The sequence below is a fragment of the Paenibacillus sp. NPDC056579 genome (genome assembly GCF_042793215.1).
GTDB lineage: Bacteria > Bacillota > Bacilli > Paenibacillales > NBRC-103111 > Paenibacillus_S.
Map to the genome: position 1 here is coordinate 104,894 of NZ_JBHTVD010000014.1, position 22,564 is coordinate 127,457.

Sequence of the window (22,564 nt, forward strand, 5' to 3'; positions counted from 1 at the left end):
GCTGTAATAGATGCCTTTATTCCCTTATTATGCCCGAACCGCTCGCCGTTCTTCCAGCTGGATATCTGACGTAGGGAAGCAGACCTCCACCGTCGTACCAACGTTTAATTGGCTGTAGATCGACATCGTCCCGCCGTGATGCTCGATGATTTTTTGGCTGATCATCAAGCCAAGGCCCGTTCCGCCCTCCTTGGTCGTAAAAAACGGCTCACCCAATCTCGGGAGCTTGTCTTCAGGTATACCGCAGCCTTCATCTATGATTTGCACTCGGGTAAAGCACTCGGAATCATCGGATAGATGGATCCGGATAACGCCTTCCTGATTCATCGCTTCAATGCCGTTTTTAATAAAATTGATGAACACCTGCTTGATTTGATTCGGATCGCAGTATACCGGGAACAAGTCGCCCTCCGCATCCAGCTGAATGTCGATGTTTTTCATGATGGCCTGCGTCCCTATTAGAGCCTGGACCTCCTCCAGCACTTCTTTCAAATTCATGCAGCGCAAATTGGTGGTCTGAGGCTTCGACAGCATCAACAGCTCGCTGACGATCAGCTCGATCCGCTCGAGCTCTTCCTTCATAATCGCCAAATACCTTGGAAATGAATGCTCCGAATACATCATCAGCTTCACGAAGCCCTTCAGAGCTGTCAGAGGATTGCGGATTTCATGAGCTACACCTGCGGCCAGCTGCCCAACGACTGACAGCTTCTCCGACTGCCGCAGCAGCTCGTCCGTCTTCTTTTGATCGGTAATATCCTTTACTACGATGTAACAACCGACGATTTGCTGCCTGATAATGATCGGAGCAGGAGTAATTAACAGATTAATAAATCGGCCGTCCTTGTGCTTAATGCTCAGGTCTTCGCGTTCGGTCATTTCCCCCTGTAAAAATTGCTCGTACCACGCCAAGGCGCGGATCATATCATCCGGATGCAGCAAATCGGTAAAATGAAGCTGCACCAGCTCCTGTGCGCTGTAGCCCGATATGGTCTGAGCCGCCGGATTGGCGGACACGATATAGCCTTGTTTGTCCAAGGAGATGATGCCGTCCGGATTGTACTTTTTCAAGGAAGTATACCGGTCGATCGTTTCTTCCAGCAGCTGCTGCATTTTATAGCGTTCGGTAATATCCTGCACGGTTCCGTGCATTTTGTAAGGCTTATTATGTGAATCGTATATTACGATACCTTGAATATGTACGTATTTATCGGTTGATGTGGATGTCAGGATGCGGCATTCCAGGTTATACGGCTGCCCTTCCCGCGCCCGTTTTATATTATGAAGCACCATGTCCAAGTCATCGGGATGGATATACGTAATCAACTTTTCGAATTTGCCGCAGAATACTTCGGGCTCGATGTCGCAAATACGCATCAGCTCTTCCGACCAAACCACATCGTTGGTGAGCAAATCCCATTCCCAGCTGCCGATGGATGCGATTTTTTGTGCCTCGGCCAAATTCCTTCTGCTATTTTCCAAGGCCTGCTCGGTCTTAATACGCTCGGAGATGTCGCGTCCTATGGCCAGAGTCGTTTCTACCTTGCCTTGTGCATCGCGGATAAATTTCATCGTGGTCTCGAACCAGACATAATGTCCGTCGGCATGGCGATAGCGGTAAGTGATCTTATCCGTATCGCTGTACGTTCGCCCCATCAGGTAGGCCTTATCCTCGGGATGAACATAATCCAGGTGCTGCTTCCCGACTAGCTCCTCCGGATAGTAACCGAGCAAATAGCGAACGGCAGGTGAGATGTACAGACAAACTCCCTCCGGCGAATTAAAAGAAATGATGTCCAGAGAGTGCTCGGTTATAACGGAATACAGCTGATTCGACTGCCGCTGCCGGGTCATATCCGTAAAGTGAATATAGAAGCATTGAGGATTGCCTATCTCATCACGGATTAACGACATATGCTGCGAAATCCATACCGTTCGCCCGGATTTGTGCCAATAGCGAACTTCCAGGGAGCAGGAAGTGCTCCCTCCCTCCAGCATGTCCTGAACAAGCTGATCGGCAATTAACAGGTCCTCCCGGCGGGCTATCGTTCGATAATCCAACGAACTAAGCTCATCCTCATCATATCCGAGCATGTTGCAAAGTGCCCGGTTCACCTTGGCCCATTCACCATGGACGGATGCAATAGCGATACCGATAGGTGCATGCAAGAACGCATTTGCATAAAAAGAAGGGTGATCCGGATGCAATGAACACATAAAGCATGACGCCTCCTTAGCTTATCCAACAGTTACCAGTAATCGGTATTCGAAATGCGATCATTGCGTATGTAAGTTTAACCTTTCTACCAGCTTATGAGAAGGAAGCGTCAGATCCGCTTTTATCGTGCAAGACAAAGGCTCGCTCAAGCTATCGAGAAAATGAGCGATCACGCCGGCAAAGCCGCGCCGATGAAGAATCGTATCCCAGCTGCCGAATCCGCCTGCCCTCGGCTGAGCCTCTTTCTCCATCCATACGGCCGATTCCATATTGACCACCTCGGCCGAACGCCCGGCTCCATGCAGCTCGAGCTTCTCCAAGTCCGCTCCTGCACGCCGCGACATGCTGAATTGCCCGGTACGAGCAGTCTCCCTAGCCACTGCCCCGCCTTCGGCTCCCGCTCCAGCTCCGTCAAACACGAGGCTCCCGGAGCCCAAAATCAGCCTGCCTTCCTCGTCGGCCTGCTCAACGTAATGCAAATCCTTATACGAAGTGCCGCCCAGCCACAGCAGCAGATCGAGCATATGGATCAGGTCGTCGTACAGCGTATGCTTGGCGCTATGCAGCTGCAGCTTGGTCCGGTGCTTGACGACCGTGCACAGGTCGAAGCCCCCTGCCTCCTCGACCCATCGTTTGGCCTGCTGATACAGCGGCGCAAAACGGCGGTTGAAGCCTACCGCAAGCAGCAGTCCCCGCTCCAGCGCGAGCTGCGCCATAGCCTCGGACTCCCTGTAGTCGTACGATAACGGCTTGTCCACATAGACGGGAACACCATGACGCAAGCAGTCCATGACAATCTCATAGTGAGTTTCCGTAGGGCTATGAACGAACACCGCGTCGGGCTCTTCCGCCAGTAATGCTGTCAATGTATCGTATCTTCCTTTGATCCGGTACTGGTCCGCCACCGCCTCCACGGTAGACAGCCTCCGGCTGCAAAGCCCTACTATATCCACACGGCTGTCGGCGGACAGCATCGGCAAGTATACTTTTTGCGCTATATCGCCGAGCCCGATGATGCCTATACGTCTCTTCAAGCGGATGAACCTCCTCGGCTGTAGTAAATATTCGGTTCCGGCCGATGTCTCTACAAAAATTTGACATACCGGCGACTAGCAAAGCGCTTTAATTTGACATCGCCCTTATGGTAGAATAGGAATATTGCAAAATGTGTTCGCTTCATCATTTTTCTTTCCATCTGGGGGATGGCTAACTTGTCGAAAAAAAACATATGGATGTTTGTAACTTCCATCATCCTTTTTGCCGTATTACTGGGACTATCGGCCCTGCTGCAGGAAGAAATGCTGATTTACGCGGCTAGTGCTGTGCCCATACTGATTGTTTTATTTTTGCCCGATGCCAAAAGATATCAATATATTCGCGGCCGCAACCGTAACGTCTCGATATATAAACAAGGCGACGGAGAAGAAGCGATTCTGGTCATTGCGTTTCAACCCGGCTTCCTGCGCTGGAAAACAGGCATGGCGTACTTCCATCTGAAAGACATTGCCTCCGAGCCGCAGCATGGAGGAGCCGCGCAGCAGCATGCAGCGACGATCCCCGTCCTCGCGTTTGACTTGTCGGCGCATCACCGCAAGACCGGCTGGATCGGTATTAATCTGACACAGCTGGCGTCGAGAACCGCTAATATGTCCTTCACAACGGACGAAGTGAACCGTCTTGTCATTCCAATGAAAGACCTTGAGGAAACAGCGCTTACGATGATGTCATCGTCGGCAACCGCTTCCCAAAACAAGAGTAAGAGCATCTCCGCATAATTTCGGCATCATCCTTTGCCTTTCCTGCTGCCCGCGCTTCATGCGCGAGGCAGCATTTTATTTTATACGACTCCCATGTAAGACGGCACCATGATGATATCCCGCGTTACTGTATTGCAGCAATACAGTAATTTAGCGTGTGGCCTTGCAGTAAAAGACAAATGCCAAATCCTTAAATTTATCGTAGCTAGAGAGAATGTCCGAGATATCTGTCATCAAGCTTATGCAAAATAGGACGCCGCTTCTTGTACCACTTTCTGCATAGGCAAGTGATACGGGCATTTCTCCTCACAAAGCGGCTTCTCTCTACAGGGCTCATAGTCGGCACACGACATAATAGGCTCTTTCATCCGCTGATAGAAGCCGTCGCCTTTCGGCAGCAGTCCCAAGCTTTTGCGTACTTGGCTCGATATCATGATGTCCGGGATCGTAACTCCGATCGGACAGGAACAGTAATTGCATCTGCGGCAGTTGTGGGTTCCGAGCTCCAGAGCCATCGCTTCCAGCTCCTTGCGTTCCTCCGCCTCTACCTCAAGCTCCATGGCTGCAAGGTTCTGCTTCACCTCGTCGACGCTCACCATGCCCGAAATGATGACATTTACATCCTGGCTGTATGGATAGCGGATCGCCTTCTCAACCGGCTGGATGAATCCTCCGGACAAAGGCTTCATAGCTACCTTGCCCATCCCCATTTTCGTAGCCATCGGAATCAGCTCGTCCAGAGCGAACGGCTGCGCCAGGTTCAAGTGGAACAAGACTTGATCGAAATCGCCCTTGCTGACCCATTTAGCCAGCAGCTCCGGACGATGTCCCGTAATCCCTATAAATCGCACCTTGCCCGCTTCTTTCATTTCCAACGCCGCGCGGTACGATCCGTTCTCTTCCATTGCCAGCTTATATTCGCTTACATAGTTGACATAGTGTATTTGCAGCAGGTCGATGACATCGGTTTTCATCCTGGCCAGACTGCGTTCTATCTCTTCCTTAGCCGAAGCATAGTCCCGCTTCCCCGTCTTCGTAGCCAGAAAAAACTCCGAACGCCGATGAGATATCGTCTCGCCGATAATTTCCTCGCTGTTGCGGTAGCCGGCGGCGGTATCAATGTAGTTAATCCCGTGGTCCAGCGCGTAATTCAAGGCATCTCCCGCCTGCTGCAGCGGCACTCCTGGCAAATTCATTGCTCCAAATCCTAAGGCGGACACCCGATGGCCGGTTTGCCCAAATTGGCTGTACCTCATTGTTATTTCTCCCCTCGTCCCATGAAAGTTTATAATTATCAAAAAGCCTCTGATCGAAGCTGGAAAGAACTTATTTCAAGTACCTATTTTATCATAACCCCGCGGCCCCGTCATGACAGCGTTTTAAAAATTCACAAGAAAAACGCACGGTTACGCCTCTTTGTAAATAATGGATTCATTTTCCAATTAATATATTACGGGAAATCCGCTCGAAGCTATGAGAAAAACACGGAAGCCGTATGGCAACCGTGTTCAAGTATTAACGACGTCTGTCATTGTTGTCGTTATCGTTTCTATCGTTACTGTCTCTTTGGTTATCGGACGATTTCTTGCCGTTGTCGTCCTTCGAGTCCTCTTTCTTGTTGTCCTCGGCTTTCTTCTCTTGTTCCTTCTTGCGCTCTTCCTCTTTCTTCTTCTCGGCCAGATTCTTCTGTTCTTCTACTCGCTTGGCTTCTTCCCGCAAGCGCTCCTCTTCGGCTCGCTTGCGGTCATCCTCCTTTTTGGCGTCATCCTTTTTTGGAGGCGGAGTTGGAGTGACCTTCGGAGGGACGTCATTTTTTTTGGTGTCGTTATTCTTGCTGTCGTCCCGCTTGTTGTCGTCCTCTTTATTCCGGTCGTCACCGCGATCGTTCTTGTTGTCGCTGCCCGGACGGGAAGTGCCGGGAGTTGGGGTTCCCGGCTTCGAAGGAGGCGTACTTGCTCCAGGCCTTACAACCGGAACGGATGTGCCGGGCCTGTTCGTACTGTTGGAAGATGACGGCTTCTTGTCGTCCTTGCGGTCGCTGTCCTTGTCATCATCGTCTTTATCGTTTCTATTGTTCTTATCGTTATCTCTGCTGTTCGTACCGGTGTTATTTCTGCTGTTATTGTTGTTATTGTTGTTATTGCCATTGTTGCTGATGCTTGACGTGGTTGGCGAGCCGTTCGTTCCCGGCTTTTTCGCATCGTTCTTGCTGCTGCTGGCCGATTTGGTATCCTGCTCCTTTTTCTTTTCCTGGAGCTTCTTATCCAATTCTCCGGACCGCTCTTCCTCGATCCATTTCCGGATATCCGACTTTGTAGGCGTCTTGTCGGGCTGTACGACCGCGGTCTTGTTTTCCGGATTGTTTTTGACGATCTGGTGGATCGACTCCTTTTTCAGGTCATCGATTTTCACATCGATCCCGTTGCTCTTCGCATTCAGATAGACCGTGTATTTCCCCATGGATACGCCGCTTTTGCTCGCTTCCTCACGCACCTCCTGAGGCGCAGCGAAAGCTTCGACCTGATACGAGCTTACTTGTTCGGGATGTGTCAGCTTAATATGGTCGGTTACTTGCTGCCGCAGCTTCTCGGCGATTTGCGCATCGTTCACGCTGCTCTTCTCTGTTACTACGGAGCTTGCAATGACAATGCTCGCTTCACCTTTGGCTAGCGACTTCTGTTCCGCCTTATCCAGTAGCGACGCTGTCACATTCTCCAATGTTTTCCCCTTGTAGTTTACCTCTTGTATTAATGCCGATCCATCATCATTTAGTCCTCGAAGCTCAAGCACTTGCTTCTTTTCATCGATTCCCATCTCAACGGAAGGATTGATGTCCAGCGATACATAGGCAACGACTTCGGAGCTGCCCAGTCTGCCGGCGAAGCTGGCAAACAAGACTAGGCAGAACACGACCGCCGCGACAAATGCGGATCGGCCGGCTACGGACGGACTGCGCCAGTTTACACCGCTCTGGGCGTAAATGATTTCCTCACCGATTTCGCAAGAGCGATTTTTCCGGGAAATCTTGTCAAACTTGCCATCCTGGCGCATTACGATAATGCTTCTATCCGTCATCTCCATGACGATGCCTTTATTCATTGACTATCCCCCCTTCGACTGCATCATCTTTAATATGTAAGTAATCACGGAGATATGGATAAGGCCCGTTATAAATTAATGCCACAGCAATGATGAATTTGCGGTTACGTTCCAATGTCTTCCGGGACACCTCCACCATGTCCAAAAGTTCCTTGATAGGCAGCATTCGCTTCGACAGCATCGTTCTCATTAAATCCGGATCTTCCGAAAGCTGCTTGCCAATACCGAATAGCGCTTGCCTGGAGTCGTCATGCTTTGGGGACGCATCTACCAAATCCGCAAATTGAATGCCAAAATCAGCCAGGCATCGGTTTAAATCCAATATTTCGCTGCGGCGCTCCTCCATTCCTTTTTGCTTTTCGTACTGCTCGATCGCCTGGTGAATTTCCACCGGGTTCACGACGTTATCCTCCTCGTCCTCCACCTCAAACATGCTGTAAGGGATTTGCTGCGAGAAGCGCTGCTCCTTACGGACATAGTCAATTAAACGGCGCCGGATGACTTGCTCGGCAAAACCGAGAAAAGACCGACCCGCCTGGGGAGAGAACTGGTTAACGGCTTCGTTGAATGCACCCAGAGCAATGCTGAATTCATCATCTCTTGCCGGGTCAACATATCTTTTGCAAAAACGGCTTGTCACCTTCGCAACATACGGCTGGTAGTCCGTAATGAACTGATTGCGCAGGCGCAAGTCACCCTCTTGAATACGAATCACAAGTTGCTCAGGCGATTGCGAATCCGATGTTTCAGGGTGGTGAGACTGGCGTTTTCCGAGAAATCTCTTAAATAAAACGAGCAGCAATCGTTCCACCTCACACTATATTTTTTCGCTATTATCATCAGTATTTACGGGGGTCGGCAGTTGCCTCCCCACACATTATATCACAGGTAATTAGAGGGAAGCCTTCTTTGTCGAAAAAAGTCTATTTTATAGACCCTCGGACAATAAAAAAACGTCTCTAAAGAATAGAGACGTTGTCATGTTCGATTAAGTTAAGCCGCGCATAGACTTTTTGTTCTTGAGCTTGTTTTTGCGCTGGCTAAGGATATTCAGCCGACGCTTCAGCTGCTCCTCCCACTCGACATCGCCCCATGCCTTGGCCACCATCAGGAGGTCCAATGACATATCGATTTGACTGCGCACAACCTCTAGCGGGTCTTCGTTCTCGTTATTCACGCAGTTCTCATATAATTCCGCTTGGCTGCGGTTTTCTACGTAATCTTGAAAATCCACTTCCGGCGCTCCGTCGCCATGTGCATATTCGGCGAGAATATCGTATTCGCTCTCTACCAAATGGTGCACTTCAACACGGTGGCAAACCGGGCAAAACAACAGAGGTACGTTATGAATTTGCGTTCTTATATGTTTAAGCGTTCCTTTGGTTCCTATCATACTGGCGCCACAGCAAAAGCTCATGTTTATGCCTCCTAAGAGTTTTCCTGAAGGGAAAACTTGCATCGTAAGAATAAGCTTTGAGTTTCCGTTAGGAAACTTGCTTCGTAAGAATAAGCTTTGAGTTTCCGTTAGGAAACTTGCTTCGTAAGAATCAAAACTTCCCTATGAATGGTCGTATCACTACAATAAATGAAATCGAATGGCCGCCATGCCTAAACGACTTTACCGTCTATTATACCAGCAGGTAGCTTTTATGAACAAGCGATTGCGGATTATTACCAATTTGCCATTTGCCGGTATCAGGGCATACTACCCAATAATCCATTGTATGAAACCCTTTTGCCTTTTCATAACTGAACATTTATGATCCTCATTCGCCAAAAGCCTGTTTCAACAAGGCATCCGGTTGGGTAATCATTCTTTGGAGCAGGAGCTTCGCCCCTTCGACCCGATTTATACAGATTGAACGGATTCTGGACGAGTCCCTTCAAGCATGTCTAGTAATTCAGCTCGCCTGCCGGACAAGCAGGTGCTAATGATTATCGTTAGCCTATTCTAAACGGCGTTTCATAGGCATAAGCTGAATTAATTCGACCTTTCCGCTGCCGCCTTTTTATGGTGAGCTGACTAATTTCCATTCTTATTTCCGAAGGGAGAGAGCGTATTGAAGTACAGCATTCCAATCGGATCCAAACAAATTTCTTTCGTGCAATATGATGACCAGTCATCGCAAATGCACATCCAATATCATACGGGAAAGACGCAAGTGTGCAATGGGATCGGCCACGATCAAGTGCAACGGCTGCTGCAATCGGATAATCCTTACGATCTCATCGTTCGGCTGACCCAAGTCCCGCAGACGGCCGCGCAGCATACTTGATGACTAATCGTCCGCTTTGACATTAATTCGGACTCATCCCTATCCCCCTCCCGGGCCGAATGACATCCGTTCCTGCTCTCGGGGCTCCCCGCATCTCCGCTTTCGGGTGGAGATTTATTTTTGCCTATTTTCTTAAATCCAAGTATAGTTCTCGCAATTTCGGAAATAGTAGAGTGATAGAGAAGCCATTATTGTTGAAAATATTTTCATTTTTAGCACGGGGTATCCGTTTTCATGAGGTGGAACGGGATTGACCGCCTTGGCAGAAAAAGGTACTCTAATTGAAGAAGTACACTCCAGATATAGAAAGGATGTGGGTGAATTGCCAAGACATTTAGTCATCGGAAACGGGAAATTTCTGATCAACTTAGACCGTCATACTTACATGAGAGATTTATATTATCCCTATGTAGGGCAATTAAACCACGTCGGCGGCTATCAGTGCAGAGTGGGATTATGGGTGGATGGCACTTTTTCGTGGTTGAACGACCAGGAATGGAATTTTCACCTGTCATATGCTGAGGATTCCCTGATTACGGAAGTAACCGCCGTTCATTCTTACTTGGGTATCTCGTTATTGATTAACGATGGTGTTCATCAGCGTGAGGATATTTATATCAAACGGGTGCAAATCCATAACCACTGGGATACCGTACGGGAAGTCCGCATCTTTTTCAATCAGGATCTGGTGATTAATGAGACCGAAGTCGGCGATACTGCCGCTTATTATCCTTTGAACAATACGGTGTTTCATTATAAAAAAGACCGGTACTTCATGTTTAGCGGCAGCACGGGGCCTGAAGGCATTTATCAATATACGACCGGCGTCAAACGGTTCTATAATGCTGAAGGGACATGGCGGGACGCCGAGGACGGGCATTTGATGGGCAATGCGATAGCGCAAGGCTCCGTCGACAGCACGATCAGCTTCCGGCTGCATGTGCCGCCCAATGCCGACGAGACGATGTATTATTGGATGTCCGCAGGCAAAAATCTCGAGGAAGTCAAGAAGCTTGACTCCTATGTAAAAGAAAGCCACCCGGGCAAGCTGCTCGAGCGGATCAAAATATACTGGCAGCGGTGGGTTAACAAGTCTGAGCGGGATTACGGGGACTTGAGCCCCGAAGTCATCCGACTATATAAGCAAAGCCTGCTGATTGTCAGGACGCAGACCGACGTCAATGGCGCGATTATCGCGGCGAACGACTCCGACATCATGCAGAGCAACCGCGATCATTACAGCTATATGTGGCCGCGGGACGGCGCCTTGATCGCCTACGCCATGTCGATGGCCGGCTACCAGGGCATGATTACGCCGTTCTTCCATTTCTGTGCGAATGTGCTGTCACCCGAAGGCTACCTGCATCATAAGTATAATCCGGACGGTACTGTGGGCTCCAGTTGGCATCCCTACATCCTTGCCGGCAAAACGCAGCTGCCGATCCAGGAGGACGAAACGGCCCTGGTGCTGTTCGCCTTATGGCAGGATTTCCTGAAGCATGGCGTCATCGAGCTGCCTCAGTCGCTGTACAGGACGTTAATCCGCAGAGCGGCCCGCTTCATGTCCAGCTACATAGATCAAGATTTGAATTTGCCGAAGCCAAGTTATGACTTATGGGAAGAACGATACGGCATCTATACGTTCACGGCCTCTGCGGTATACGGCGGCCTTGTTGCGGCTGCCAACTTCTGCAACCTGTTCGGCGATGAGGAGCGCAGCAGCCGCTACCGTCATACGGCCGAAAGGATTAAGTCCGGCATCATGAAGCATTTATGGGACGATGAGGAACAACGGTTTGTCCGCGGACTCTACCTGGAGAACGGCGAATGGGTCAAAGACCGGACGTACGAGAGCAGCGTGTACGGCATCTTCGAGTTCGGCGTACTGCCTGCAGACGACGAGCATGTAGTGCGTACGATGGAAGCCAATCGCGCCCGTCTAACCATTAAAACGGATGTAGGCGGCGTAGCGCGCTACTACCACGACTATTATTTCCAGCGCTCCTCGGATATCGAGAATATCCCCGGCAACCCATGGATCATCTGTACGTTATGGATCGCCGAATGGGAGATCGAGTGTGCGAAGACCGTAGCCGATCTGGCATCGCCGCGCCGGACGCTTGAATGGGTAGTGAAGCACGCCATGGAGAGCGGCATCCTGCCGGAGCAGCTGGATCCGTTCGACGGAAGTCCGGTTTCCGTAGCCCCGTTAACGTGGTCGCACGCTACCTTCGTATTGGCTGTCGTGAAATATATGGAGAAGTTTAAGAAACTGACGGGCTAGCAAGTAGGGCCTGTAATAAAACGTTGAAAAAGCCCGGTGACGAAGTTCCACTCGTCCCGGGCTTATCGTTATGCCGTCGCTCACATTTGTCTGGATTCTTTAACCTTGGCCGATTTGTCAGCCTCGAAATGCTGCTTGTATTCAACCAGGTTCACCTCGCATCCGGGGCCAAGGGTTACGCGATTGCCGCGAACGATATGAGCTGTCGTATGCTCCAAATAAATTTCATCGCCTTCAATCGTCTCCGCATTCAAGTGCTTTGAGGCAAACTTGGGGAGGAACGGATTCCACAGCGACGCTAGGCCGCTTTTTCTCACTATAATCTTCTCACCGCCGATTTCCTGCGCCTTGCACGCCCAAAACATCGTAATGTCGATGACGCCGGCGTTCAATAGTCCTCCGACCTGGAATCCGCCGTTGGCTACGAACGTTTCCGCGGCGCAGTCTCCATCCACTTGGAGCCCCCCCTCCAGCTCGAACGAATCTCCGGTCATATTGCCCTTTACCACCATGGACCCTTTGCCGTTAAATTCACGGTAAGTGACATGTCCTTCTACTTTGGCATCGCCTTTGACCTCGAGCACTCCGGCATCGAGATTCCCATACAGCTTGGAAGAACCGTTCACTTCGACCTTCTCCCCGCGGGTATGCCCGCGCACCTCGCTTCGGCCGTTCGATTGAAATTCCTCACATTCCACATAGCTTAATATTTTCCCGAAGCCGTCGATGCGGATGTGGCGAAAGCTGCCTCCTCCCGAAGAACCGCTTCCTGCTATGATCAGATCCCTATGATTTCCGTTATCCATATTCGTCCCTCCATATTGACCATTTTCGCCTTCTATTGCCGGTTAGATACTATAAATGATTCGTAAGTGTTCGTTTTTACATAACAATGTTTCGTTCAAAAAAGGCCGCGTGACCGCCCACCGTCCTAAAGTGCGACACCACGCACTCCCGGAGCTTGTGCACAGGGGCTTCTCCTGCCTGCTTAAGCAAGCCTTGTACCGCATCCAGCTCCACATCCCGCGCCTACATTCGGCAGGCTTTTCATAGATTTATCTCAATGAGCTGCTTCGTTTGCGTCTGAAAACATCGTAACATAACACTGTTACGTTGTAAACATAAAAAATAAAAAACGGCACTCGCGTACCGTTCTTTTCATTGCTGCTCTTATAAAGGTGTTCACGGCCGCTTATTCATGACCGTACGTTGCTTCATATTTGTCCGCATCCCACAGCTTGTCCAGCTGCGCCGCATCGGTAATCTCAAGCACGATCATCCAGCCGTTATCATATGGGGACATATTAATGACCCCCGGATTGTCCTGCAGCTTCCGGTTCACATCGATCACTTTGCCGGAAATCGGGGCGTACATTTCGGATACGGTTTTGACCGACTCCATGCTTCCGAACGGCTCTCCCGCCTTCAGCTCGTCTCCTACTTCCGGCAGCTCCGCGAATACGATCATGCCGAGCTCCTCCTGTGCGAAGTCGGTCATGCCGATAACCGCTTTATTGCCCTCTACACGGACCCACTCATGGTTTTCGCTGTATTTCAGGTGCTTCACAACTTCCACTGATCTTCCTCCTGCTCACAAATAAAATCCCTCTAGCTGCAGTATAGCAGACTAAAGGGATTTTTTGAAATCCGTTTACGGGAACGGGAGCTTATTTCGCAGTCACGTGCTGATCGCCTTTTCTCCAGTTCATCGGGCATAGGCCGCCGGATTGCAAAGCTTCCAGTACGCGGAACGTTTCATCTACGCTGCGGCCTACATCGTTATGGTTGACCACTTGGTATTTCAATTCGCCTGTCGGGCTGATGATGAACAAGCCGCGAAGCGCGATCCCTTCTTCTTCGATCAATACGCCATAATCGCGTGCCGCTTTCTTGGTCAGGTCAGCGCCCAGCGGGAAGTTCAGCTTACCCAAGCCGTTGCTCTCAACAGGAGTATTGATCCATGCACGGTGAGAATGGACGCTGTCGGTAGACACGCCGAGCACTTCGGTATTCAGCTTCTGGAAATCGGAGTACGCTTCGCTTAAAGCGATAATTTCGGTAGGGCAAACAAAAGTGAAATCCAGCGGATAGAAGAACAGTACCAGCCATTTGCCTTTGTAGTCGGACAAAGATACTTTTCCGAAGTCTTGGCCATTGCCAAGTGCGGTTTCCAATGTGAAATCCGGCGCTTGCTTCCCTACCAAACGTTCCGCCATCTCCCTAATCCTCCTATTGCCCTCATATTTTACATGTAGAAAAGGTATTATCCGGATCAGCCAAATCAAATTTAAAATAATTATTACTTTAAAATTATTATAATGTAGTGCAAGCTCTGATATGCAACGATCTTTACTATTAAATATGTAAAAAACGGCATTATATGAACAATGAGGGCTCTTAACTATCCCATCGGATAGAAGAGCCCTCATAAACCTGTTTATATGGTTACTTTCTAATAGCGTTAACGATCAGATCGCCCATCGCCGTAGTACCGATAGCTTTGCTCTTATCTACCGCGATATCGCCTGTGCGGTGTCCTGCGTCAAGCACTTCTTTCACTGCGCGCTCGATAGCTTCAGCCGCATCATGATAGCCGAACGTCAGGCGGAACATCAGAGCAACGGACAAAATCGTAGCGATCGGGTTGGCTACGCCTTGACCAGCAATGTCAGGAGCGGAGCCGTGTACCGGCTCGTACAGGCCAAATGCGCCTTCGCCAAGAGATGCGGAGGACAGCATGCCGATGGAGCCTGTAAGCATTGCGGCTTCGTCGCTAAGGATGTCGCCGAACATGTTCTCCGTTACGATAACGTCGAAGCTGGATGGGCGGCGCAGAAGCTGCATTGCGCAGTTGTCGACCAGTACGTGCTCCAGCTCAACATCCGGATAATCCGGAGCAATACGGTTTACAGTCTCTCTCCACAAGCGGGATGTTTCCAATACGTTCGCTTTGTCGACGGAAGCCAGCTTCTTGCTGCGTGTGCGGGCAATTTCGAAAGCTTGGCGAACGATGCGTTCCACTTCCTGTACGTTGTACACGCAAGTATCGACCGCTTCTTGTCCGTTGGCCCCTTCACGGCGGAATTTCTCACCGAAGTAAATGCCGCCTGTCAGCTCGCGGACTACGATCAGATCCGTGCCTTCCAGAACTTCCGGCTTCAAAGTGGATGCGTCCTTCAAGCAGTCGAAAATAACCGCCGGACGAATGTTGGAGAACAAGCCCAATGCTTTGCGGATGCCCAAAAGTCCTGTTTCCGGACGGAGCTCCTTCGAGTTGTTATCCCATTTCGGTCCGCCTACAGCGCCCAGCAATACGGCATCGGAGTTTTTACACATGTCCAATGTTTCTTGCGGAAGCGGAGTTCCTTTCTCGTCGATGGCAATGCCCCCGAACAAGCCGTGCTCGGTTTCAAAACGGAATCCGAACACCTCTTCGGTTTTTTTCAATACTTTCTCAGCTTCGGCAACAACCTCGGGTCCGATTCCGTCGCCTGCGATGACTGCGATTTTTTTAACGTCTGCCATTAGGTTCACTCCTACAATTCTAGTATTATATTCTTTGTACCATATTTAGCCCCGCATGACAAAGATATAAAAGCTATCATCGTCATAGGTATTTACTATAAGCAATCCTTTGTTGTTTTCTCCCTTTTAAAGGATTAAAATAATCGATAATACATCGCACAACATTCAATCGTTTAATCCAAAGGAGCCTGTTTATGAACTATCGATTCTCCAACACCATCAACAGCTTCAAATCATCGGCCGTCCGCGAAATTTTAAAGCTGACGCAAGGTCAATCCATCATCTCCTTGGCAGGCGGATTGCCCAACGAGCAGTATTTCCCTATCGATGCGGTAAAGGACGCCTTCGCCCGCGTCTTCGACGAAGGCAAGCAAGTGCTCCAGTACGGCTTAACCGAAGGCTTCACGCCGCTGCGCCACAGCATAGCCAAGCATCTGGAGCGCAAAAACATTCACGTCGGCATCGACGACATGCTGCTCACTACCGGCTCTCAGCAAGCTATCGATCTGCTGACCCGCGTCTATATCGATCCGGGCGATGTCATCCTCGTCGAGCGCCCGACCTATCTGGCCGCGCTGCAAATCTTCCAGTCGCGCGACGCGCGAATCGTATCGGTCGACTGTGATGCGGACGGGATGAGCTTGTCCGATCTGGAAAGCAAGATCAAGGAGTACAATCCGAAGCTCGCCTACGTGATTCCGACGTTCTCCAACCCTTCGGGCAAAGCCTGGAGCCTGGAACGCCGCAAAGGCCTGCTGGAGCTCTGTAAGCGCAGCGGCGTGCTTATCCTTGAGGACGATCCTTACGGCGAATTGCGATTTGGTCAGGGCGAAGCTCTTCCTTCGATCTTTTCGCTGGATGGCGGCGCCAACGGCAACGGTGTCGTCTATACGAGCACGTTCTCCAAAATTGTCGCTCCCGCCCTGCGTACCGGCTGGGCTATCGGTGATCCGGAGATCATCCGCCATATGACCCGCGCTAAGCAGGCGGCCGACCTGCACTCCAGCTCTATGGACCAGCAGGCGCTGCACCAGCTGTTCCTTCATTTTGACATTTACGCCCATATCGATCTCGTTCGCAGCGAATATGAGAGCCGGATGCGGCAAATGGTCGGCCTTCTGGAGCAGCAAAACTGGCCTGGCGTCCACTGGATCGAGCCGAAGGGCGGCATGTTCGTCTGGGTTGAGATGCCGGAGCATGTACAAACGGAGCAGCTATTAAAGCTGGCCGTAGAGGAAGGCGTCGCCTTCGTGCCGGGCTCGAGCTTCTATGCAAGCGAGCCGCAGTTCAACACGATGCGCCTGAACTTCACGCATACCGACAGCGAGCAGATGATCGAAGGCATCGCACGGCTGGACCGCGCCATTCGCAAAGTGCTGTAATTACTGCGCTTACTATATTGAAACAGAGCAGCCCGTTGGGGCTGCTCTGTTTGTTTATGAGCCGCGCCGGTCTTGAAGGAGAGCCGGCAGCTTTATTTACTAGTAAAGAAAACCTCTAGTGATGATTACCAACAAAATAAACAGAACCAGAATGATAGCAGAGCTTGTGAAAAGACCGCCTACTCCTGTTCCGCATCCGCAGCCTACACCGCCTAATCCGTATCCCATACATCTCATCCTCCCTTCTTAAAGGATATGTTGTATGGTATGTGGCTTCGACTAATTAAGAGTGGGCTTTTAAAGGAATAGGGCATCTCCCCAGATGAGACAATTGCCGGATAACATAATACACCCCGCATGCATCCGCCTGAAGCAGCGCCTGGGGGTGTTTGGAATTAAAAAAGGACGGCTCGAAGACGGGAGCATCGGGTGACACTCACCCCAGCATTCCCTGTAACTTCAAGCCGACCTCATTCATACCCTCTATATTACCTCAAGAAGGCAATTATTATTTCTTGATCCAGTGCATCATTTCACGCAGCTGGGAACCTACTTGCTCCAATGGATGCTCGGATTCCAGACGGCGGGTAGCTGTCAAGAAAGCACGGCCGGATTGGTTTTCCAAGATAAAGTCGCGAGCGAATTTACCTTGTTGAATATCGGAAAGCACTTCTTTCATAGCTTTCTTCGTTTCTTCCGTGATGATGCGAGGACCTGTTACATAGTCGCCGTACTCAGCGGTGTTGGAGATGGAATGTCTCATTGTAGCCAATCCGCCTTCATACATCAGGTCAACGATCAATTTCAACTCGTGCAAGCACTCGAAGTAAGCCATTTCAGGCGCATAGCCAGCTTCAACCAAAGTTTCGAAGCCTGCTTTAACCAATGCGGAAGCACCGCCGCAAAGAACTGCTTGCTCACCGAACAAGTCGGTTTCTGTTTCTTCACGGAATGTTGTTTCGATAACGCCCGCACGTGTGCAGCCGATACCTTTAGCGTAAGCCAAGCCGATTTCTTGAGCTTTGCCTGTAGCGTTTTGATGAATAGCGATCAAGCCAGGAACGCCGAAGCCTTCTACGTATACGCGGCGAACCATGTGACCAGGGGATTTAGGAGCTACCAGCAATACGTCTTTATCGGAAGACGGATTGATTTGCCCGAAATGAACGTTGAAGCCGTGGGAGAACATGATGGTTGCGCCTTGCTTCAGGTTCGGTTCGATTTCGTTATGGTATACGCTTGCTTGCGTTTCGTCCGGCATCAGGATTTGTACTACATCCGCCAATTTTGTAGCTTCAGCAACGGAGAATACTTCGAAGCCGTCGTTTTTCGCTTGCTCGAAAGATTTACCTTGGCGAAGACCAACGATAACTTTCAAACCGCTGTCGCGCAGGTTTTGCGCTTGAGCATGGCCTTGGCTGCCATAACCGATGATTGCGATTGTCTTACCTTTGAGTACGCTTAGATCAGCATCTTTTTCATAATACGTAGTAACTGCCATGGATAATAGCTCCTCCTTTAATTTAAAACCCTGTGAGTGGGCGATACGGCGGACAACCATCGAGGGGTTCAAGCGCATCCGCTGCCTGCAAGCAGCAAGAGCTCTCAGGTCATCGGCTCTATCACCCACTCACAAAGTATGGTATCGTAGTTGATCGTTTGGTTACAACCGATAAAAGTTGGTTAATGAAAGATGACTTATTTCACGGACCCGCGAATCATCGCGGTTACGCCGGTTCTGGACAGCTCGCGGATGCCGTACGGCTTCAGCAGCTCGACCATGGCGTCGATTTTCTCGGAATCGCCGACTACCTGTACGATGAGCGAGGATGGGCCGATATCGACTACCGCTGCGCGGAACGTTTCGACCACGCCCAAAATTTCCGGACGTGCGCTCGGCTCCGCACTGACTTTGATCAGAGCCAGCTCGCGTGCGACCATAGGATTGGAGCTCAAGTCTATGACCTTGATTACATCGATCAGCTTATACAGCTGCTTCGACACCTGCTCCAGCGTCTTTTCGTCGCCGGTCGTTACGATGACCATACGGGACAAGCCCGCTTCCTCGGACTCTCCTACCGTAATGCTCTCAATGTTAAAGCCTCTGCGTCCGAACAAGCCGGATACACGCTGTAGGACACCTGGTTGGTTGTTTACTAATACGGAAATGGTATGTTTGTAAGTCATTCCGAATCCCCCATTATCATTTCATCTATCGTCGATCCTTGTGTAACCATCGGATACACGTTCTCACCTTTGCGGACTACGAATTCGACGAGTACCGGACCTGGGGTGTCCAAAGCTTCCTGCCATGCACGGTGTGCTTCCTCTTTGTTGGTCGCTCTCAAGCCTTTAACACCATAAGCTTCAGCTAGCTTCACGAAATCAGGGCTTCCCGCCAAATCGATGTGACTGTAGCGGTTGTCATAAATGATTTCCTGCCATTGACGCACCATTCCAAGCACCTGGTTGTTGATAACGACAATTTTGACCGGAATTTTGTTAATGGCACAGATCGCCAGCTCTTGAGAGCACATTTGCATTCCGCCGTCGCCATTGATCGAAACGACCAGACGATCCGGATTCGCAATTTGCGCTCCGATGGCAGATGGGAATCCGAAGCCCATTGTGCCAAGTCCGCCGGAAGTGATAAAGGAACGAGGATGATTGAACTTGTAGTATTGCGCCGCCCACATCTGGTGCTGGCCTACGTCCGTCGATACGATTGCTTCGCCCTTCGTCGTTTCATGGATCATTTCAATAACGTACTGCGGCTTCAGTTCCGTCTCGGAATCCTTGTAGCGCAGAGGACGGTTTTTCTTGTTCTCTTGAACAGCCTTGATCCACTCTTCCGAATTCGCAGGTTTTGCTTTTTGCAGAGCCATCTGCAGCACCGCTTTGACATCGCCGACGCATGGGATCGTCGCTTCGATGATTTTGCCGATTTCCGCAGGGTCGACATCGATATGAACGATCTTCTTCGCCATTGGAGCAAAACCGTTCACCTTCATCGTTACCCGGTCGTCGAAGCGAGCGCCGATGCTGATCAGCAAATCACAGCTTTGCAAAGCCTTGTTAGCCGCATACGCCCCGTGCATCCCCGGCATGCCGAGCCACAGCTCGTGCGCGCTTGGGAATCCGCCCAGTCCGAGCAAAGTCGTCGTTACGGGAATCCGCGTCTTCTCTACGAATTCCAGCAGCTCCTTGGAAGCATTGGAATATACAACTCCGCCGCCGGCAAGGATCAGAGGGCGCTCCGATTCGGCGATCGCTTCCAGCATACGGTCCACTTGAAGCTTATTCGGCTGGACCGTCGGATTGTAGCCGCGAATTTCCACGCTTTCCGGATAGTAGAATGCGGATTTGTCGTTGGACACATCCTTCGGAATGTCGATCAATACCGGTCCTTTACGGCCTGTCGATGCGATGTGGAACGCTTCTTTGATGATCCGCGGCAAATCCTTCACATCGCGCACCAGATAGCTGTGCTTCGTAATCGGCATCGTGATGCCTGTAATGTCAGCCTCTTGGAAAGCGTCCGTTCCGATCACCGATGTCGCTACGTTCCCTGTGATGACTACCAATGGTACCGAGTCCATATAAGCTGTTGCAATGCCTGTAACGAGGTTCGTCGCTCCTGGTCCGGATGTTGCAATACATACGCCGACTTTGCCAGTCGAACGCGCATAGCCGTCCGCCGCATGAATGGCTCCTTGCTCGTGTCGAGTCAAGAGGTGTTTGAAATCCGGGTTGCCGTGCATCGCATCGTAAATATATAAAACCGCTCCCCCTGGGTACCCAAAGACGCAATCCACGTCCTCCAGCAGCAAACTACGCAGTAACATTTCCGATCCCGTGATGACATCCGGCTGCAGCAGCTCTTTACGCAATTGTTCTTTTGACTTTTGAGTGGTTTGAACGATCATTGATTTTTCCTCCTCTCGAAAAATAAACAAGCAAAAAACCCCTCTCATCCCAAACGCCGCAAAAAGAGCGTCTGAAGGGACGAAAGGGGTTCTAATCTTCCGTGGTACCACCCAGAGTTTGTTATCTGCCTCACAGCAAATAACCTTAGCAGGTACGAAGCAATCATGTTGCCAGCATACCTTCAGCACGGTAACGTGTGCTATTCCGATTCCCCCTACTAGCTAGGCCGATCAAACCAGCTTACTTTTCAGGGAAACAGCTCCGAGGTGAGCTCGTACATAAGGGATTAAGGCATCGGTTTCAGCTTATCCTCTGCTCTCTGAACATAAGAGCCCTTATAACTTCGTCCTCATCATTGCCGTTTTCAACAGTTGTACTTTTAAAGTATTATATTCCTAATCGAAAGAAGAGTCAAGCGTAAATCCGTCCGATATCTTTCTTCGCCGTTCCGCAGCAAACGCAACCTCCCATGCACAATGGACCAAGTCACGGCATATCGAGAATATAGCCTGTTTTAAAACAAAGCACGCCGCAATTCCACAAATGCCCGTCTTATATATAATGCAAGGCGTCCTTTACGGATGGCATCTCGCAAAACTGTTTTTTAAAAAAATGGTTTGATTCGTATTTTTTACAAAAAAAACAAAAAAAATCGCCTGCCCCGGATGTTTCCATCCAAAGGACAAGCGATTTATAAGCTGTTACTTAAGCATTCACTTTTTGCTTAGCTGCAGTAGCCAAATCGTTGAATGCGCTGATGTCGTTTACAGCCAAGTCAGCCAGCATTTTACGGTTTACTTCGATGCCGGACAGCTTCAAGCCGTGCATGAATTTGCTGTAAGACAAGCCGTTCATGCGAGCCGCAGCGTTGATACGAGTGATCCACAATTTGCGGAAATCACGTTTTTTCTGACGGCGGTCACGGTATGCGTACAGCAAGGATTTCATTACTTGCGCGTTAGCTGTTTTAAATAAGCGGTGTTTGGAACCGAAATAACCTTTTGCCAATTTCAAAATCTTTTTATGACGACGACGAGTTACGAACCCGCCTTTGACTCTTGCCATGATCCATTACCTCCAAAATTTAAGTAGAATGATTAACGAAACGAATTAACCTTTGATGTTAGCCAGTTGCTGCTTCAAACGTCTTACGTCGCCTGCAGCCATAACCGGATTGGTAGCCAATACGCGCTTTTGGCGAGCGGACTTGCCGGACAACAGGTGGTTTTTGTAAGCTTTGTAGCGTTTTACTTTGCCTGTTCCAGTAATCTTGAAGCGGCCTTTCAGGCTGCTATGTGTTTTCATTTTTGGCATGACGTGTAGTCCTCCTTAATAATTATGCTTGCTGTTTCGGCGATAAAATCATGATCATGCTGCGGCCTTCCAGCTTCGGTCTGCGCTCTACGATGCACAGCTCCTCCACTTCGGCAGCCATACGCTCAAGCACCTTTTGACCGATGCTCGCATGAGCGATCTCACGACCGCGGAAACGCACGCTCAGCTTAACCTTGTCGCCGTCATTCAAAAACTTCACGACGTTGCGCTGCTTCGTTTGGAAGTCATGCTCATCAATCGTGGCGCTGAGGCGAACTTCTTTAAGTTCGATGACTTTCTGGTTCTTACGGGCTTCCTTTTCTTTCTTTTGCATTTCGTAGCGGTATTTCCCGTAATCCATAATCCGGCACACCGGTGGCTTTGCCGTCGGGGCAACGTTAACCAAGTCCAAGTTGGCATCTCCAGCAATCTGAAGCGCTTCGCGAATCGGCTTGATCCCGAGCTGCTCTCCATCTGCACCGATCAGACGAACTTCCTTCGCCCGGATCTCATCGTTAATTAAATGCTCTGTACTAATAACCTGCCACCTCCAAATGGATTGTGTTTGTTGCTTCTATCGAGATCTTGCGACCACGTTAGCGTTGGTTTATTCGCATTTCCATGCGACAATGAAGAAAGGACGCGGGCACAATACGCCCACGTCCATGAAAGTTCAAGTGATCCATTCCGATTCACATTCACTCTAGTTCATAACCAGCCAACCGTTGTCGGACAGGTGAGAAGCGGGCGCTTCTTCTTTTGCACTAAAGGATCATATCACA

The 22,564-nt window shown here is 50.1% G+C and carries 20 protein-coding genes and 1 other annotated feature; of the genes, 4 read left to right on the forward strand and 16 right to left on the reverse strand.

Annotation, left to right across the window (positions count from 1 at the left end; all coding sequences use genetic code 11):
- Window positions 1–27: 27 nt before the first annotated feature.
- A complete protein-coding gene (locus ACFQ88_RS34530) occupies window positions 28–2,217 on the reverse strand; it encodes a PAS domain S-box protein (protein ID WP_379461796.1) in 2,190 nt (729 codons plus the stop codon).
- A 60-nt stretch (window positions 2,218–2,277) separates the two neighbouring features.
- On the reverse strand, window positions 2,278–3,252 hold the full coding sequence (locus ACFQ88_RS34535; protein ID WP_379461798.1) for a Gfo/Idh/MocA family protein: 975 nt from the start codon (window positions 3,250–3,252) through the stop codon (window positions 2,278–2,280).
- Between the two features lie 177 nt (window positions 3,253–3,429).
- On the opposite strand from ACFQ88_RS34535, the gene ACFQ88_RS34540 reads away from it, so the two are divergent.
- Complete coding sequence (locus ACFQ88_RS34540; protein WP_379461800.1) at window positions 3,430–3,993, forward strand: hypothetical protein; 564 nt, start codon at window positions 3,430–3,432, stop codon at window positions 3,991–3,993.
- Between the two features lie 221 nt (window positions 3,994–4,214).
- Here the strand turns inward: ACFQ88_RS34540 and ACFQ88_RS34545 are convergent, their stop codons facing one another.
- The 4 genes from ACFQ88_RS34545 to ACFQ88_RS34560 all read right to left on the reverse strand — a co-directional run bounded on the left by ACFQ88_RS34545 (window position 4,215) and on the right by ACFQ88_RS34560 (window position 8,491).
- Window positions 4,215–5,231: an aldo/keto reductase gene (locus ACFQ88_RS34545; RefSeq protein WP_379461802.1), complete on the reverse strand. Its 1,017-nt coding sequence runs from the start codon at window positions 5,229–5,231 to the stop codon at window positions 4,215–4,217.
- 259 nt (window positions 5,232–5,490) lie between these two features.
- The gene (locus ACFQ88_RS34550; RefSeq protein WP_379461804.1) at window positions 5,491–7,074 is read right to left on the reverse strand and encodes an anti-sigma-I factor RsgI family protein; all 1,584 of its coding nucleotides are present in this window, start codon (window positions 7,072–7,074) and stop codon (window positions 5,491–5,493) included.
- The gene (gene sigI, locus ACFQ88_RS34555) at window positions 7,067–7,876 is read right to left on the reverse strand and encodes an RNA polymerase sigma factor SigI (protein ID WP_239629959.1); all 810 of its coding nucleotides are present in this window, start codon (window positions 7,874–7,876) and stop codon (window positions 7,067–7,069) included. Before sigI ends, ACFQ88_RS34550 begins: the two co-directional genes overlap by 8 nt.
- 186 nt (window positions 7,877–8,062) lie before the next feature.
- A complete protein-coding gene (locus ACFQ88_RS34560; RefSeq protein WP_239629960.1) occupies window positions 8,063–8,491 on the reverse strand; it encodes a hypothetical protein in 429 nt (142 codons plus the stop codon).
- A gap of 643 nt (window positions 8,492–9,134) precedes the next feature.
- Between ACFQ88_RS34560 and ACFQ88_RS34565 the strand changes: the two genes are divergently transcribed.
- Entirely contained in the window at window positions 9,135–9,350 is a 216-nt protein-coding gene (locus ACFQ88_RS34565) for a hypothetical protein (RefSeq protein WP_239629961.1), read from the forward strand.
- 322 nt (window positions 9,351–9,672) lie between these two features.
- Window positions 9,673–11,634 carry a glycoside hydrolase family 15 protein gene (locus tag ACFQ88_RS34570; RefSeq protein ID WP_379461807.1) on the forward strand — a complete coding sequence of 654 codons (1,962 nt, stop codon included), beginning with the start codon at window positions 9,673–9,675 and terminating at the stop codon, window positions 11,632–11,634.
- A gap of 80 nt (window positions 11,635–11,714) precedes the next feature.
- Here ACFQ88_RS34570 and ACFQ88_RS34575 read toward each other — a convergent pair whose 3' ends face one another.
- The 4 genes from ACFQ88_RS34575 to leuB all read right to left on the reverse strand — a co-directional run bounded on the left by ACFQ88_RS34575 (window position 11,715) and on the right by leuB (window position 15,159).
- Window positions 11,715–12,440 carry a bactofilin gene (locus ACFQ88_RS34575; RefSeq protein ID WP_379461809.1) on the reverse strand — a complete coding sequence of 242 codons (726 nt, stop codon included), beginning with the start codon at window positions 12,438–12,440 and terminating at the stop codon, window positions 11,715–11,717.
- A 386-nt stretch (window positions 12,441–12,826) separates the two neighbouring features.
- A complete protein-coding gene (gene gcvH / locus ACFQ88_RS34580; protein WP_239629964.1) occupies window positions 12,827–13,210 on the reverse strand; it encodes a glycine cleavage system protein GcvH in 384 nt (127 codons plus the stop codon).
- Window positions 13,211–13,301: 91 nt separating this feature from the next.
- Window positions 13,302–13,850, reverse strand: a complete 549-nt coding sequence (locus ACFQ88_RS34585) for a peroxiredoxin (protein ID WP_239629965.1) — start codon at window positions 13,848–13,850, stop codon at window positions 13,302–13,304.
- Window positions 13,851–14,079: 229 nt separating this feature from the next.
- A complete protein-coding gene (leuB, locus tag ACFQ88_RS34590; protein ID WP_379461812.1) occupies window positions 14,080–15,159 on the reverse strand; it encodes a 3-isopropylmalate dehydrogenase in 1,080 nt (359 codons plus the stop codon).
- A 194-nt stretch (window positions 15,160–15,353) separates the two neighbouring features.
- Here leuB and ACFQ88_RS34595 point away from each other — a divergent pair, with 194 nt between their 5' ends.
- The gene (locus ACFQ88_RS34595; protein ID WP_239629967.1) at window positions 15,354–16,541 is read left to right on the forward strand and encodes an aminotransferase-like domain-containing protein; all 1,188 of its coding nucleotides are present in this window, start codon (window positions 15,354–15,356) and stop codon (window positions 16,539–16,541) included.
- Window positions 16,542–17,049: 508 nt separating this feature from the next.
- Here the strand turns inward: ACFQ88_RS34595 and ilvC are convergent.
- The 6 genes from ilvC to infC form a co-directional block, all read right to left on the reverse strand.
- On the reverse strand, window positions 17,050–18,042 hold the full coding sequence (gene ilvC, locus ACFQ88_RS34600) for a ketol-acid reductoisomerase (protein ID WP_239629969.1): 993 nt from the start codon (window positions 18,040–18,042) through the stop codon (window positions 17,050–17,052).
- A gap of 197 nt (window positions 18,043–18,239) precedes the next feature.
- A complete protein-coding gene (ilvN, locus tag ACFQ88_RS34605; protein ID WP_239629970.1) occupies window positions 18,240–18,728 on the reverse strand; it encodes an acetolactate synthase small subunit in 489 nt (162 codons plus the stop codon).
- Entirely contained in the window at window positions 18,725–20,467 is a 1,743-nt protein-coding gene (gene ilvB, locus ACFQ88_RS34610) for a biosynthetic-type acetolactate synthase large subunit (protein ID WP_239629971.1), read from the reverse strand. The genes ilvN and ilvB overlap by 4 nt, the downstream gene beginning before the upstream one ends.
- 706 nt (window positions 20,468–21,173) lie before the next feature.
- Complete coding sequence (gene rplT / locus ACFQ88_RS34615) at window positions 21,174–21,533, reverse strand: 50S ribosomal protein L20 (protein ID WP_239629972.1); 360 nt, start codon at window positions 21,531–21,533, stop codon at window positions 21,174–21,176.
- Between the two features lie 45 nt (window positions 21,534–21,578).
- Entirely contained in the window at window positions 21,579–21,782 is a 204-nt protein-coding gene (gene rpmI / locus ACFQ88_RS34620; RefSeq protein WP_079913557.1) for a 50S ribosomal protein L35, read from the reverse strand.
- Window positions 21,783–21,804: 22 nt separating this feature from the next.
- Window positions 21,805–22,320 carry a translation initiation factor IF-3 gene (gene infC, locus ACFQ88_RS34625; protein ID WP_239635578.1) on the reverse strand — a complete coding sequence of 172 codons (516 nt, stop codon included), beginning with the start codon at window positions 22,318–22,320 and terminating at the stop codon, window positions 21,805–21,807.
- A gap of 88 nt (window positions 22,321–22,408) precedes the next feature.
- Window positions 22,409–22,547 (reverse strand) — a sequence feature (ribosomal protein L20 leader region).
- Window positions 22,548–22,564 lie beyond the last annotated feature (17 nt).

Excerpts from the sequence above, each read along its gene's own strand:
- ilvN (WP_239629970.1), bottom strand. The coding sequence starts at position 18,728 with ATGACTTACAAACATACCATTTCCGTATTAGTAAACAACCAACCAGGT.
- rpmI (WP_079913557.1), bottom strand. The coding sequence starts at position 21,782 with ATGCCAAAAATGAAAACACATAGCAGCCTGAAAGGCCGCTTCAAGATT.
- ACFQ88_RS34575 (WP_379461809.1), bottom strand. The coding sequence starts at position 12,440 with ATGGATAACGGAAATCATAGGGATCTGATCATAGCAGGAAGCGGTTCT.
- ACFQ88_RS34530 (WP_379461796.1), bottom strand. The coding sequence starts at position 2,217 with ATGTGTTCATTGCATCCGGATCACCCTTCTTTTTATGCAAATGCGTTC.
- leuB (WP_379461812.1), bottom strand. The coding sequence starts at position 15,159 with ATGGCAGACGTTAAAAAAATCGCAGTCATCGCAGGCGACGGAATCGGA.
- ACFQ88_RS34595 (WP_239629967.1), top strand. The coding sequence starts at position 15,354 with ATGAACTATCGATTCTCCAACACCATCAACAGCTTCAAATCATCGGCC.
- ilvC (WP_239629969.1), bottom strand. The coding sequence starts at position 18,042 with ATGGCAGTTACTACGTATTATGAAAAAGATGCTGATCTAAGCGTACTC.
- ilvB (WP_239629971.1), bottom strand. The coding sequence starts at position 20,467 with ATGATCGTTCAAACCACTCAAAAGTCAAAAGAACAATTGCGTAAAGAG.
- rplT (WP_239629972.1), bottom strand. The coding sequence starts at position 21,533 with ATGGCAAGAGTCAAAGGCGGGTTCGTAACTCGTCGTCGTCATAAAAAG.
- ACFQ88_RS34585 (WP_239629965.1), bottom strand. The coding sequence starts at position 13,850 with ATGGCGGAACGTTTGGTAGGGAAGCAAGCGCCGGATTTCACATTGGAA.
- ACFQ88_RS34560 (WP_239629960.1), bottom strand. The coding sequence starts at position 8,491 with ATGAGCTTTTGCTGTGGCGCCAGTATGATAGGAACCAAAGGAACGCTT.
- ACFQ88_RS34545 (WP_379461802.1), bottom strand. The coding sequence starts at position 5,231 with ATGAGGTACAGCCAATTTGGGCAAACCGGCCATCGGGTGTCCGCCTTA.
- ACFQ88_RS34550 (WP_379461804.1), bottom strand. The coding sequence starts at position 7,074 with ATGAATAAAGGCATCGTCATGGAGATGACGGATAGAAGCATTATCGTA.